Here is a 14135-nt window from a genome sequence, read left to right as displayed (position 1 = left end):
GCTCAGGAACGCCAGATGCGTACCGATCGCCACCCACAGCGGCGCGCGGCCGGGAACGGTCCGGGCGGCCACCAGCGTCAGCCCGAACACCGTGAGCAGCACCAGATACGCCCACGGGTCCTGGCCGGCCGGCGTCGGGCCCACCGCCGGCGGATGCCCGCCCACCACCCGGGCCGTACCGGCCTGCACCACCGTGGACGCGGCCGGCACCAGCAGGAAGACCACCGTCGTCCCCAGCGCCGACACCACCCCGCCGAACCGGTCCCGCAACGCCGCCCAGGCCTGCCCGCGCAGCGTCGTCTCCTCCGGCAGGGCCTCCAGCAGCACCGCCACCAGCGCATTGCCCGTCAGGAACGCCCCCAGCGCCGCCGGGTCGAGCCCGGACCACCGCACCCACCCGGCCGCCGTGCCCGCCCCGAGCACCAGGCCGGCACACGACACCGTGACGGCCAGCCCGCCCAGGAAGGCCCGCACCGCCGCGGCCGGCGGCCCGGCCCCCAGCCGGCGGCACCCCGCCCACCGCCCGGCCGACCGCAACGCCCGTACGCCGCCCACCGCCAGCACGCTCACCAGCACCGCGGGCAGCAACTGCCGCGCCCAGCCGTCCGCGCCGAGCGACCGCGCCAGCCGTTCCCCCAGCGCATTGCCCGCCCCCAGCGCGGCCGCCATCACCGCACCGCCCAGCAGCGCCCGCCCCCACGCGCCCCACCCCGACACCGCCGGGCGTGCCCCCGCGGTCCCACTTCCGCTGCTCTTCGTCTCCACCGAAGTACCGGCCATCGCCCTCGCGCTCCCTTCCTGCCCGGCGGGTGTCCCGGGACGTACGGATGCCCGCGTCCCCGGCGGTGAAGCGGCACCCGGGCGGGCATCCCTCGCACGCCCGGGGAAACCCTTCTGCGGGACGACCCGGCGCCGGCGGGAGCTACATCCCTCGGCGGTCACCCGTGGTGCGGCGGTCGTAAGCCGTCCGCAGGAGCCCTCACAAGGGGGCGGCGGCCGGGGCGGGTGGCGGCGGCTCAGGCGACCTTGGCGCAGATCATCGTCCGGCCGTCGTAGACGTTCCAGGAGTAGCGGTAGTGGCCGGGATCGGCGGGGCACGCGTCGGTGCCCGCCGAGGCCGACAGGACCGCGGTGATCTGCATGATGTAGTTGAACGCCCGGGGCACCTTGTCGGCGTTGCAGTTCCACAGGGTCAGGAGGTTGGCGCCGCCGGGCCGGTTGCCGCTGGCCTTGGCGAGGAAGCACTGGCCGTTGCGGAACTGCCGCTCCACACACAGGTTGACCGTGGAGTAGTCCTCGGCGGAGTGCCACCAGCCGCCGCGCCCGCCGCCGGACGGGCAGCTCCCGGAGCTGGTGACGCGGGCCACCCGCAGATACGCGTTGGCCGCACCGCAGTCGACCCGCGACGGCACCGTACGGCTCCAACTCCCGTAGCCGTCCTGATAGGCGTCCAGGCAGTCACCGGCCCGCACGGCCGCGAAGGCCTGGTCGACAGGACCGGGCGTGCGGGTCGTGGCGACGGCTGTGGGCACGCCTCCGCTCCCGCCGCTGGTGGAGGTCCCGCCGGACGTCCCGCTCGACGAACTTCCCGAAGAGCTCCCCGACGAACTCCCCGAGGAACTGCTCGACGAGCCGCTCGACGTCCCGCTCGTCAGCCCGGATCCGAGTGAGCTCCCGCCGCTGGTGTACGTCCCGCTCGACGAGCTCCCCGAGGCGCTGCTGGACGCACCGGACGACGAACCGGCGGTGTCGGCGGCCTTCCACGGCTGCCAGACGAACACCGTGAACGCGATGAGGACGAGCACCAGCCAGCCGCACCCGCCGGACGAGGAACTGCTGCCCGAGGAGCTGCCGCCGGAGGGGGTCGCCGGCTTCGGCGCGGGCTTCGGCGCGGGCTTCGGCGTCGCCTTCGCCGCCGGTTTCGCCGCCGGTTTCGCGGCCGGCTTGGGCGCCGGCTTGGGCGTCGGTGTCGAGGCGGGCTTGGGCTTCGCCTGTACGGGCTTGGGCTTGGGTTGGGGCGTCGGCCTGGGCTTCTGCTGTGCCGGTTTCGGCGTGGGCGTGGGCTTGGGCTTCGGCTTCGGTGCGGACTTCGGCGTGCCGGCGCGCTCCCGCTCCCGCTGCTCGGTGTAGACGCGGGTGGGCCCGGGCGGCGGCACCTCGCGCGTCCGTGCGTCGAGGGTGCGGTCCTCCGCACCGCCGTCCGCACGCAGGGCGCGCCCCTGCGCCTCGTACTCCTGGATCAGCGCGGTCCACCGCGGCGGCAGCCAGCGTTCGGCGCGGCGCGAGGTCGGTACCCGTTCCAGCCCTTCCTGGAACTCCCGCAGGACGTCGGCGGGCCGCGGACGCTCGTCCGGATCGATGGCCAGACACGGGCGGATCAGCGAGCCCAGTTCCTTGGGCAGCCCGGTGAGATCGAGGTCGCCGCGCTGGACGACGGCCAGCAGCCGGATCATGTCGCCGGTCTCCGGGTACGGCGGGCGGCCGACGGCGAGATGGAAGAGGGTGGCGCCGAGCGAGTAGACGTCACTGGCCGCGGTGGAGGGCTCGGCGCGCGCCTGCTCGGGCGAGGTGAAGGCGATGGTGCCCAGGGTCAGCGAGGTGCGGGTGAGGTCGTAGGCGTGTGAGATGCCGAAGTCGATGAGGCGGGGTCCGGACAGCGGCAGCAGGATGTTCTGCGGTTTGACGTCCCGGTGCACGATCCCCTCGTCGTGCAGGGTGACCAGGGCCTGTGCCGTTCCCGCGGCGATCCAGCGCACGGCCGTACCGGGCAGCCGCCCCGCGGTGCGGACGAGTTCGGACAGCGAGGGCGCAGGGATGTACTCGATCGCCATCCACGGCTGCTCGGCGTCCGGGTCGGCGTCGAGCACCCGCGCCGTATGGGGGCTCTCGATCCGCCGGGCCAGCGCCACCTCGCGGGCGAACCGCCGTCGGTCGGTGTCGCTGACCGCGCCCTCGGCGAGCAGCGTCTTGACGGCGACCAGCGATCCGTCGGCCGTGGACCGCCCCAGATAGATCCGCCCCATGCCGCCCGCACCGAGCCGCCCCAGCAGCCGGTAGGCACCGAGCCGCTGTGGGTCGTCGCCGAGCGGCCTGATTCCGATACCGGTCATGCCGTGCCCCCTGGTCCCCCTGCCATAGCACCGGTCAAACACTGCCATGCCGAGGGGAGTTGAGGAAGCCGAAACCGCCTGCCCACCTTGACCTCAAGTCGAGTTGAGGTTCTACGGTGGGTGCGTTGTTGATCACGAAGGGGTGCAGGAACCCGGAGAAGGGACTCAGGAACCATGGACGGCAAGGGCACCGTGACACTCAAGGACTACCCGGAGGAGGAACTGGCCGCCCAGCCCATCGGCGCATGGACCGGAGAGGCCTACCGCCGGGTGGTCGGCGGCCTGCGCGCGCAGCTGGCGGTGGAGGACCTCACACAGCCGCACTGGTGGACGCTCAACCACGCGGCCGGGGCCCCCGGTACCTGGACCCGCGCCGCGCTGACCGAGCGGCTGCGACCGTACGACGACCTCGGCACCGACTTCGACGCCGTGTACGACGACCTGACCGCCCGGGGGTGGCTGACCGAGGACGCCGACGGCATGACGCTGACCGAGGCGGGCGAGGCCGGACGGCAGCGCGCACACGAGCGCAACCTGCGGGTCCATCGGCGGACGCATGAGGGCATCGACACCGCCGACTTCGTGACCACCATCAACGTCCTGCGCCGCATGGTCGCCAATCTGGGCGGCAACGGAGATCTCCCCTGATCGTTGTGCTCTCCGGCGCCGCCGACCGCCCACCGCCCACGGCCCACCGCAGGAGGGCGGTGCGCGGCCGGCGCCGCCGACGCCCCTGATTCCCGGCGCGAGGAGACAGTCCGATGGCCCCTGCCCCGCACGACGGCGGTTCCGGTTCGCCCGCACGGATGACCCGTTTCGACGACCTCTACGACCAGCCGGACCCGCGCGCGTACTTCCGGGTGCTGGGCGCGCTGGACTACCGGACACCGCAGCACGCCCAGGGCGTCTTCCGCCGTCTCCTGAGCGCCGCCGTCGCCGCCGCCCCGGAGGACCGCGCCGCCGGCCGGCGGCCCGCGACCGTCCTGGACCTCTGCTGCTCGTACGGCATCAACGCCGCCCTGCTCAACCACGACGTGACCCTGGCGGAGCTCGCGGCCCACTACACCTCGGCCGCGGCCGCCGGCCTGAGCACCGCCGAACTCATCGAGCAGGACCGGCAGTTCTACGCCGCGCGCCGCCGCCCCGACGCGGTGCCCGTCGTCGGCATCGACATCGCCGCACCGGCCATCGGGTACGGCCGCGCGGTCGGCCTGCTGGACGACGCGTTCGCCGAGAACCTCGAAACCACCGAACCGAGCCCCGCGCTGCGCCGGGCCCTCGGCGGCCTGCGGCTGATCACGGTGACCGGCGGCGCGAGCTTCCTGTCCGCCCGTACCTTCCACTCGCTGCTGGCGAAGGACGCGGCGCGGGAGGGCGGCCGGGACCTGCCGTGGGTGGCGGCCTTCGTCCTCCGCACCGGCTCCTACCGGCCGATCGCCGACGGCCTGGCCCGGCTCGGGCTGACCACCGAGAAGGACGGCACCCGGACCTATCCGCAACGCCGGTTCACCGACGCCGACGAGCAGAGGTACGCCGTCGCCGCGGTGACGGCGGCCGGTGACGATCCGTCGGGCAAGGAAGCCCTCGGCCACTTCCACACGGCCCTGTACGTCTCCCGGCCCGCCGCCCAGGCGGCCGCCCGGCCGCTGAGCACCCTGCTGCCCACCCCGTGACCGTACATCTCATGAATCAGTGGCCCCCCACGGCCCGCGCTTCATGTTCAACCCATTGACCCCGTGCCGGTGCCTCGCTTAACTGCCGTACGCCATCAGCGCGTTGAGTCGCCACGCCGGTGCATGTCGGCGGCGTGCCCACGCAGTGAGGAGTCGCCGGTGTCCGGTTCCGGATCGATCAGCCGTCGTCACATCTTCAAGGCATCCGCCGGGGCCGCGGTCCTCGTGGGGACCGGCGCGGGCCGCACTCTCCCGTCGTCCGCCGCCGCGGCACCCCGTACCGTGGCACGGCCGCCCCGCGACCCGAAGACCGAACGCCAAGTGCGGGCACTGCTGGCCAAGATGACGGTCGAGGAGAAGTTCGGCCAGCTCCAGCAGCTGACCTGGCACGCCGACACCGGCCCGGGCGACGGCCAGAACAAGGAGTGCGCCGAACTCGCCGCCAAGGGCCTGCTGGGCTCGGTGCTCAACCTCACCGGCGCCAAGAAGTGCAACGACCTCCAGCGCGCGGCCGTGGAGAAGTCACGGCTGGGCATCCCGCTGATCTTCGGCCAGGACGTCATCCACGGCTACCTCACCACCTTCCCGATACCCCTCGCCCAGGGCAGCAGCTTCGACCCCGGCGTGGTCACCGCCGACGCCGAGACCAGCGCCCGCGAGGCCGCCTCGCAGGGCATCCACTGGACGTTCGCGCCCATGGCGGACGTCAGCCGGGAGCCGCGCTGGGGACGGGTGGCCGAGGGCAGCGGCGAGGACCCGTACCTGACCGCGAAGCTGACCGCCGCCAAGGTCCGCGGCTACCAGGGCACGGACTACGCCGCCGGGGACCGGCTCGCCGCCTGCGCCAAGCACTTCGTCGGCTACGGCTTCCCCGAGGGCGGCCGCGACTACAACACCGCCGACCTCTCCGAGCGGCGGCTGCGCGACGTCTGCCTGCCGCCCTTCAAGGCCGCCGTGGACGCCGGCGTCGCCACCGTCATGGCGTCCTTCAACACCGTGGCCGGCGTCCCCGCACACGCCAACCGGCACACACTGACCGACATCCTGCACGAGGAGTTCGGCTTCGACGGCTTCGTCGTCGGCGACTACACCGGCGTCCAGGAACTCGTCGCGCACGGCATCGCCGCGGACGGCGCCGACGCCGCCCGGCTCGCCCTGGGCGCCGGCGTCGACATGGAGATGGTCTCGACGACGTACGCCGAGCACGGCAAGAAGCTGCTCGCCCAAGGGAGGATCAGCCGCGAGCGGCTGGACGACGCGGTCGCCCGGGTGCTGCGCGTCAAGTTCCGCGCCGGCCTCTTCGACCGGCCCTACGCCGACGAGGCCGCGGAGATCACCGCACCGAGCGCCGCGGCCCGCGCGGCGGCCCGGACCGCGGCCGCCCGCTCCATGGTCCTGCTGCGCAACGAGAAGCACACCCTGCCGCTCTCCACCCGCACCGGCTCGATCGCCGTCATCGGCCCGCTCGGCGACGACACCAAGGAACTGCACGGCACCTGGGCGAGCATCGGCGCCGCCCTGTTCCCCGCGGTGTCCGTCCTGGACGGCATCAAGCAGGCCGCTCCCTCCGCCACCGTGCGCTTCGCCCGCGGATGCGCGGTGGAGGGCGACGACACCGGTGCCTTCGACGAGGCGGTGGCCGCGGCCCGGGCCGCCGACGCCGTGGTCGCCGTGGTGGGGGAGAAGGCCGCACAGAGCGGCGAGGCGGCCGCCCGCAGCGACATCACCCTGCCCGGCGTCCAGGCGCAGCTCGTGGCGAAGCTGGCCGCCACGGGCAAGCCCCTGATCGTCGTGGTCCTCTCGGGCCGTCCGCTCGTCCTCACCGGCGTCGCCGACCGCGCCGACGCGGTCCTCCAGGGCTGGCACCCCGGCATCGAGGGCGGCCACGCCGTCGCCGACCTCCTCTTCGGCAAGGTCAACCCCGGCGGCAAGCTACCGGTCACCTTCCCCCGCTCGGTCGGTCAACTGCCGCTGTACTACGCACACGAGAACACCGGCCGCCCCTTCGACCCGGACAACAAATACACCTCGAAGTACCTCGACCTCCCGCACACCCCGCTCTACCCCTTCGGCCACGGCCTCAGCTACACCACGTTCGCCTGCTCCGGCCTGGAGCTGTCGGCCGAGGTCCTGCCGGCGAGGGGCGTCGCCGACGACGGGGCGACGGTCCGGGCCGCCGTACGGGTCGAGAACACCGGCACCCGCGCCGGCGACGAGGTCGTCCAGCTCTACCTCCGCGACAAGGTCGCCAGCGTCGTCCAGCCGGTCCGCAGACTGGTCGGCTTCTCCCGCGTCCACCTGAGGCCGGGGGAGCGGCGGACGGTCCGATTCACCCTCGGACGCCAGGAACTGGGCTTCCACACCAACGACCCGCGTGGCGAATTCCGCGTCGAACCAGGGGAGTTCGAGCTCTACGCGGGCAACAGCTCCCAGGCCACCCTGAGGACGGGGTTCCTCCTGACGTGACGCCAGGACCGCGGCCGCCGGTGCGCGAGGCACCGGTGGTCCGCGGTGTTTTCCGGCCCGGACGCATGCGCCACCACGGCCGTGGACAGGCTCTTGACGCGGCTCCGGCCGCGCCTCGACACTCAGGGGCAAGAACCCTGGCGAACAGGTGGGAAATCATGGGGCAGGCAGGGCTGGGCATCGCTCGCGCGCACGGCGCGATCCAGCCGCTCCCCCTTCTGACGTCGCGCCGCCACATCGATCTGCTGCGCGTCTGCAGCGCGGCGAGTTCGCTTCCCCGAAGCCGGTAGACCGCCGGGCAACGGCCCGCCGAGCCGGCCGGCAGCCGCCCGGGCTGCGCCTGTCTGTGCAGTGCTGCCCTGCCGCCGCGCGGGTCCTGCACACTTCCGCGCCCCCCGCCACTTCAGAGCACCCCGGATCCCAGGGAGTCGTATGTCCACCCCGTCCCAGACCGTCGTCCCCTCCCTCCGCGGCAGGATCGGCGGTGACGCCCGCAGCGGCCACTACCCCGTGCCGCACCGCTACCGCCTGCATCTGACGCGGTCCTGTCCGCAGTCCCTGAGAATCGCCGTCACGCACGGCTTGCTCGGCCTCGGCGAGACCCTCCCGGTGACGCTGCTGCCGGCCGTCCCCGACGGCCCGGAAGGCGAATACGCCGCCCTGCGCCCCCTGTACGAGGCCAGTTCCCACCAGCACCCCGGACCGGCGGCCGCCCCGGTCCTCAGCGACGGCTGGACCGGCCGCATCGTCAGCGCGCACGCGCCGGACATCCTGCGGGACCTGGCCGGGCGGTTCAGCGGCGAGGGCCCCGGGCTGTACCCGGCCCACGCCCGCGACGACATCGAGGAGGTCGCCCGGCTCTGCGAGCACGAACTCCACGAGGCCGCACAGCGCGCCGGCCGGCTCGGCATTGGCAGTTCCGGCCACCAGGACGCGCTGGAGAGCCTGTTCCGGGCACTGGACGGACTGGAGCGGCGCCTGGCCGGCCGGGACCACGTACGCGACGGGGAACTCACCCTCGCCGACGTCCATGTGTGGGTCTCGCTGGTCCAGCTCGACACCGTCCACCGTTGGCATCTGGACGCCACGGCGGTGCACCGGATCGCCGGGTACCGGCGGCTGTGGGCGTACGCCCGGCGGCTGGCCGCGCTGCCCGCCATCGGCTCCCACCTGGACCTGGACGGCATCGCCCGCCGGCACCACGCGCGCTGCCGGGGGCAGGAGGCCGCCGGGGCGGCGGTGCAGATCGTGGACTGGGCGGCGCACGTTCCCGTGCCCTCTCCCTCGCGTCCGACTCAACCGACGGGTTGACGACGCCGCCCGGACCCCCCACGTACGCTTCCTTCGTCGAAGCGGCCGGTGGCCGGGAAGGAGCGGACGACGGTGCGTCTACTGCTGGGGATCGCCGGTGCGGTCATCGTGCTCGGGGGGTTCTCCTCGGTGCTGCACTCGCTGGTGATCCCCCGGCCGACGCCGTCCGGCCTCGGCCGGATCGTCCAGCGGCTGGTCCACCGGCCGTTCCGGCTGCTGGCCGACCGCCTGCCGAGCGCCGAGGCCAAGGACCGGGTCCTCGCCCCGATGGCACCCCTGGCCATCGTCGTCACCCTGATCACCTGGCTGGGCTGCTTCCTGATCGGGTACGCCCTGCTGGAGGCGGCGGTGAGCCGGCTCGGCGTCAAGGAAGCGCTGACCGAGTCCGGTTCCTCGCTCTTCACGCTCGGTTTCGCCAGCGGTGACCGCGCGACGCTGAACGCCATCGACTTCTGCGCCGCCGTCACGGGCCCGATCGTGATCGGCCTCCAGATCGGCTATCTGCCCGCCCTCTACGGCGCCTACCAACGCCGGGAGACCGAGGTGACGCTGCTGCAGGCGCGCGCCGGAAGCCCGGCCTGGGGACCGGAGATCCTGGCCCGCTACGCGCAGGTGGAGCTGCTGGACAACCTCACCGAGCTGTTCCGCACCTGGGAGCGGTGGAGCGCGGACGTGAGCGAGAGCCACACGACGTACCCCGTCCTGATCCACTTCCGTTCCCCGAAGGTGACCCGCAACTGGCTGATCGCCCTGCTGGCCGTGATGGACGCCGCGGCCCTGCGGCTGTCCTTCAACCCCTCCCAGCCGCAGGCCGAGGTGCGGATGGCGCTGCGCGCCGGCTTCGTCTGCCTGCGCGAGATCGCCACCATCGAGGGCATCGCCTACGACCAGGACCCGCACCCCGACGACGCGTTGCAGCTGAGCTACGAGGACTTCCTTCGGGGCGTCGAGCGGATGGCGGCCCAGGGCTACCCCATGGAGCGCACCCCCGAGGAGGCATGGCCGCACTTCCGCGGCTGGCGGGTCAACTACGAAGCGCTCGCCTACCGCCTGGCCCGCGACATCGAGGCGGTCCCGGCCCCCTGGTCCGGGACCCGCCGCAGGGAAGTGACCATCCGCACCCCGCTCACCCCGGTCGACCGCCGCCCGGTTACCAGTGAGTAAGTTTGGCTGATCATGGCCTCCCGGGGCCGATCATGCGCCCGTACGCTCACCACCACCGCAACCGGATGGGTGTCACCGTGGCACGGCGGTCAGAATTTCCGATGGAGCATCGATGGCGCGATCCCGCCGTACCCACCGCAGGCCCCACGGCCACCGGCACCGAGCGACAACTGCCTTACTCATCACGGCACTTGGCGTCGGTGCCGGCCTCACCACCGCTCCCGCCTCGGCCGCGCCGGCGCCCGCCCACCGACCCGCTGCCACCGCCACCGCGCAGCTCGGCCACCCCTCGTTCCGGCTCGCCGACATCCCCATGAAGGACGGCACCGTCCTCAAGGCCGATGTGTTCACCCCCGCCCCCGGCACCCCCGGCGCCGACCGGAAGGGCCACTACCCCCTCGTCGTACAGCCGGCCAGCTGGGGGCAGAACGACCTGGAGTACGTCGCCCAGGGCAAGCAACTTGCCGCCGCCGGCTACATCGCCGTCACCTACACCGTGCGCGGCTTCTGGCACTCCGGCGGACAGGTCGACGTCGCCGGACCCAAGGACGTCTCCGACATCTCCTCGGTCATCGACTGGGCCCTCGCCCACACCCCGGCCGACCGGCAGCGCATCGGCATGGTCGGGCTCTCCCTGGGCGGCGGAATCACCCTCCTGGGCGCCGCGTTCGACCCCCGGATCAAGGCGGTCGCCGCCATGAGCGGCTGGGGCGACCTCACCAACTCCCTGTACAGCGGCGGCACCCGACACCTCCAGGCCGCCGCCCTCCTCGCCGCCATCCAGGCGCCCACCGGCCGCCGCAGCCCCGAATACGGCCGGATGCTGGCCGATCTCTTCGCCGGCCGGGACATGCCCAAGGTGGTCCGCTGGGCGGACACCAGATCCCCCGCCACCTACGTGAACCGCATCAATGCCCACGGCACGGCCGTCTTCCTCGCCCACGCCTGGGGCGACAGCTTCTTCAACCCCAGCCAGCTGACCGGCTTCTACCAGCGGCTGACCGGCCCCAAGCGGCTCGAACTCCGCCCCGGCGACCACGCCACCCAGGAGCTGACGAGCCTGCTGGGCCTGGACAACCCGACCTGGAAGAGCGCCCGCCACTGGCTCGACCAGCACCTCAAGGGCACCGGCGGCGACCACGGCCCGCGGCAGTCGGTGGACCTGGAGGTCCGGCCGAACGGCAACCACGAGAACTACCCGGACTGGCGCGCCATCAGCTCCCGCACCGCCCACCTCCGCCTGGGCAGCCCGGGCCCGCTGGAGACCGGCGCACTCGGCGGCCCGGCGGCCGCACCCGGCTGGCGGAAGTCCGTCGTCGGCGGCACGGACTCCGGCGCGGACGGCGGCGTCGCCCTCCTCGCCGGGGCGCTCGACCAGGTCGCCGCCCTGCCCCCGACCGTCATCCTCCCACTGCTGCCCCGCAGTTCGGCCGCCGTCTGGCAGTCGGCGCCCTACACCTCGGCCCAACACCTCCGCGGCGCCGCACGGGTGCACACCCAGGTCACCGCCGCCGCACCGGACGGCACCGCGTTCGGCTACCTCTACGACGTCAACGCGCTGGGCGTGGGCAAGCTCATCTCGCACGCCCCGCAGAGCTGGTCCGGCAAGAAGCCGGGCCGCGCCTTCCCGCTCGACCTCTCCCTCTTCACCACCGCCTACGACCTGCCCGCCGGGCACCGGCTGGCGCTGGTCCTGGACACCAAGGACCCGATGTACGCCGGCCGTACGCCACGGGGAAGCAGCGTGTCCTTCGGCTCCACCACGGCCGATCCGGCCGAGCTGACCCTGCCCTTGCGCTGACCGGACCCGCCGCAGTACGGGCAGCACCGGGACGGCGGACGACGGCCCGCGCCGCGTACTGCGGCTGTTGGGGGCAACCCTGATCCGGGCGCGCGTGGTGCGTGGCATCAAGAATTGCAGGGTGCAAGGGTTGCTGCGGGCCGTCACCGGACCGGCCGGCCGTCTGTCTCCCGGGTCCTTTCGGCCTGCCGTCCGGTGACACCGCGCCCCGCCCCGGGGACCGACCGCGGAGCGGCTCCCTCCCGCCGGCCCCGGTCCCCGCCCCGGCCGGCCGCCGCCGCAGTGCTTCCCCCGCGGCGCACCGGCGGACCTCATAGGGCGCAGCGGGCCGAGGCGCCGGACAAGCGCCTCGGCCTCGCCGCGGGCGCCGCCGTAGAGGACGGCGCCACCGCGCTCGGGACCGGCACGGCCAGACGGGCCAGCGCGAACCGGCTGCCGCCCTCCCCGGCGGCCCGGCGCGGGCTGCGGATCCCCTCACGTCCCCGAGACGGGCACAGGGTGGCCCGGGCCCTTTCGGGGCGGCTCGGGCCCTTCGCCTGCGCCTTTACGCGCTACAGACACTGGGTGATCGCCGCCCGGAGGGGACACGTCCATGCCCTACGGGGACGCGCCAAGCCGCTACCCGGCCCGGACACCCACGGACCGGCAGGAGTGAGTGAGGAGGGAGCAAGAGGGAGCCAGGAGGGAGCGATGAAGGAAGGCAGGAGGGAGCCAGGAGGGAGTGCCCCGGGCCCCGCGCCCGCCGTCCGCCGCCCGCCGTCCGATGAAAGCGGCACCCGTCAGGCGTAGGCTGGCCGGAACGCCGCAAGTGCGATGGAGGCGGCGCATGACCGACCCTTACGGATTCCTCAGGACACCGCGGCGGCCCGTCCCGCCGCGACCCGTCGAGGAGCGGCTGAACGACTGGCACGAGGTCTACGCGGGCCAGGCGCTGCTCCCTCTCGTGTCCGAGCAGGCCGGGCGCTGCATGGACTGCGGCATACCGTTCTGCCACAACGGCTGCCCGCTGGGAAACCTCATCCCCGAGTGGAACGCGTACGCCTCGCGCGGCGACTGGCGGGCCGCCGCGGAGCGGCTGCACGCCACGAACAACTTCCCCGAGTTCACCGGGCGGCTGTGCCCGGCGCCCTGCGAGGAAGCCTGCGTACTGGCCCTCAACGCCGATCCGGTGACGATCAAGAACGTCGAGCAGGCCATCGCCGACGAGATCTGGGAGCGCGGTTACGCACCCCCGCACCCGCCGCACCGGCTCAGCGGGAAGACCGTCGCGGTCATCGGCTCCGGCCCCGCCGGGCTGGCCGCGGCACAGCAGCTCACCCGCACCGGCCACACCGTCGTCGTCTACGAACGCGCCGACCGCCTCGGCGGACTGCTGCGGTACGGCATCCCCTCGTTCAAGATGGAGAAGCACCACATCGACCGCCGGATCGAGCAAATGATGGCGGAGGGCACCAAGTTCCGCACCGGCGCCGACGTCGGGGGCGCGCTGGACGCCCGTGAACTCCGGAGGCGGCACGATGCGGTCATCATCGCCGTCGGCGCCGGTGAGCGGCGGGAACTCCCGGTGCCCGGCCGCGAGTTGGCCGGTATCCACCAGGCCATGGACTATCTGACCTTCGCCAACCGCGTGGTGGAGGGCGACTACGCCACACCGCCGGTCACCGCCGAGGGCCGACACGTGGTGATCGTCGGCGGCGGGGACACCGGCTCGGACTGCCTGGGCACCGCACTGCGCCAGGGCGCGTCGACCGTGGTGCAGCTGGACATCAACCCGGAGCCGGGCCGCGAACGGACGGAGGCTCACCCCTGGCCGACGTACCCGAAGGTCTACCGGATCTCGCACGCCCATGAGGAGGCCCGGGGCCGGGAGGGCACCGATCCGCGGCTGTTCTCCTCCGCGACCCTGGCCTTCGAGGCGGACCCGGCGGGCCGGGTGTGTGCGCTGCACCTCACCGAGGTCGAACCACAGGCCCGCCGACCGCTGCCGGGCAGCGAACGGGTACTGCCGGCGGAACTGGTCCTGCTCGCCCTCGGCTTCTCCGGCCCGGAACGGGACAGCGGCCTGCGGACGCAGTACGGGCTCGCGCTCGACGACCGCGGCAACTTCGCCCGGGACGGCGCCTTCGCCGCCGAGGGCGCCGAGGGCGCCGACGGCGTGTTCGTCGCGGGCGACGCGGGACGCGGACAGTCCCTCGTCGTCTGGGCCATCGCGGAGGGCCGAGCGGCCGCGGCCGCCACGGACCGCTACCTGACCGGCACCACGACACTGCCCGCCCCGGTCACGGCACATGACCGGCCCCTCGTCGCTTGACGTTCCGCTGCGCTTGGCTTTCCTCCCACGTACCTGGCCGTCCCGCCGCGGTTGTTGTTCGCCGTTGAACGCTTTGCGGCGCCCCGCACGTAGCTGTCTGTTCCGCCGCGGTGGTTGCTCGCCGTTGCGCTTTGCGGCGCCCCGCACGTGGCTGTCTGTTCCGCCGCGGGTGGTCTCGCCGTTGCGCCTGCGGCGGGCTGGGTTTGTGGTGGGTGCGGTGACGGGCCTGCGGGGCCGGTGTTTGGGACTGCTGACGCTTTACGTCCCAAACACCGGCCCCTCCGGCCCGTCCCCTCCCG

Annotated in this window: 8 protein-coding genes and 1 pseudogene; 7 read left to right on the top strand and 2 right to left on the bottom strand. The window is 73.4% G+C overall.

Translation table 11 applies throughout. From position 1 onward, the window contains the following. Positions 1-18 precede the first annotated feature (18 nt). Positions 19-669: pseudogene (locus tag ACGF4C_RS14645) on the bottom strand (type II CAAX prenyl endopeptidase Rce1 family protein); the annotation flags it as partial. A gap of 347 nt (positions 670-1016) precedes the next feature. After that, positions 1017-3110, bottom strand: a complete 2094-nt coding sequence (locus tag ACGF4C_RS14640; protein ID WP_393566337.1) for a serine/threonine-protein kinase — start codon at positions 3108-3110, stop codon at positions 1017-1019. A gap of 174 nt (positions 3111-3284) precedes the next feature. Between ACGF4C_RS14640 and ACGF4C_RS14635 the strand changes: the two genes are divergently transcribed. The 7 genes from ACGF4C_RS14635 (at position 3285) to ACGF4C_RS14605 (ending at position 13836) form a co-directional block, all read left to right on the top strand. Next, complete coding sequence (locus ACGF4C_RS14635; RefSeq protein ID WP_393566335.1) at positions 3285-3758, top strand: MarR family transcriptional regulator; 474 nt, start codon at positions 3285-3287, stop codon at positions 3756-3758. A 113-nt stretch (positions 3759-3871) separates the two neighbouring features. Next, positions 3872-4783 carry a hypothetical protein gene (locus ACGF4C_RS14630; protein ID WP_393566332.1) on the top strand — a complete coding sequence of 304 codons (912 nt, stop codon included), beginning with the start codon at positions 3872-3874 and terminating at the stop codon, positions 4781-4783. Between the two features lie 159 nt (positions 4784-4942). Beyond that, positions 4943-7249: a beta-glucosidase BglX gene (bglX, locus tag ACGF4C_RS14625; RefSeq protein ID WP_393566330.1), complete on the top strand. Its 2307-nt coding sequence runs from the start codon at positions 4943-4945 to the stop codon at positions 7247-7249. Between the two features lie 432 nt (positions 7250-7681). Beyond that, on the top strand, positions 7682-8560 hold the full coding sequence (locus ACGF4C_RS14620) for a glutathione S-transferase C-terminal domain-containing protein (protein WP_393566328.1): 879 nt from the start codon (positions 7682-7684) through the stop codon (positions 8558-8560). A 72-nt stretch (positions 8561-8632) separates the two neighbouring features. Further along, positions 8633-9724, top strand: a complete 1092-nt coding sequence (locus ACGF4C_RS14615; protein WP_393566327.1) for a hypothetical protein — start codon at positions 8633-8635, stop codon at positions 9722-9724. Positions 9725-9836: 112 nt separating this feature from the next. Beyond that, entirely contained in the window at positions 9837-11525 is a 1689-nt protein-coding gene (locus tag ACGF4C_RS14610) for a CocE/NonD family hydrolase (protein ID WP_393566325.1), read from the top strand. An 826-nt stretch (positions 11526-12351) separates the two neighbouring features. Beyond that, positions 12352-13836 carry a glutamate synthase subunit beta gene (locus tag ACGF4C_RS14605; RefSeq protein WP_393566324.1) on the top strand — a complete coding sequence of 495 codons (1485 nt, stop codon included), beginning with the start codon at positions 12352-12354 and terminating at the stop codon, positions 13834-13836. The last annotated feature ends 299 nt before the right edge of the window (positions 13837-14135 follow it).

The sequence above is a fragment of the Streptomyces sp. NPDC048197 genome (genome assembly GCF_043202395.1).
In the GTDB taxonomy this organism is placed as follows: domain Bacteria; phylum Actinomycetota; class Actinomycetes; order Streptomycetales; family Streptomycetaceae; genus Streptomyces; species Streptomyces siderophoricus.
This window is presented reverse-complemented; position numbering and strand designations above follow the sequence as displayed.

What these genes read in the sequence shown, in the direction of transcription:
- ACGF4C_RS14640 (WP_393566337.1), bottom strand. Translation starts at nt 3,110, where the DNA reads ATGACCGGTATCGGAATCAGGCCGCTCGGCGACGACCCACAGCGGCTC.
- ACGF4C_RS14635 (WP_393566335.1), top strand. Translation starts at nt 3,285, where the DNA reads ATGGACGGCAAGGGCACCGTGACACTCAAGGACTACCCGGAGGAGGAA.
- ACGF4C_RS14630 (WP_393566332.1), top strand. Translation starts at nt 3,872, where the DNA reads ATGGCCCCTGCCCCGCACGACGGCGGTTCCGGTTCGCCCGCACGGATG.
- ACGF4C_RS14620 (WP_393566328.1), top strand. Translation starts at nt 7,682, where the DNA reads ATGTCCACCCCGTCCCAGACCGTCGTCCCCTCCCTCCGCGGCAGGATC.
- ACGF4C_RS14610 (WP_393566325.1), top strand. Translation starts at nt 9,837, where the DNA reads ATGGCGCGATCCCGCCGTACCCACCGCAGGCCCCACGGCCACCGGCAC.
- ACGF4C_RS14605 (WP_393566324.1), top strand. Translation starts at nt 12,352, where the DNA reads ATGACCGACCCTTACGGATTCCTCAGGACACCGCGGCGGCCCGTCCCG.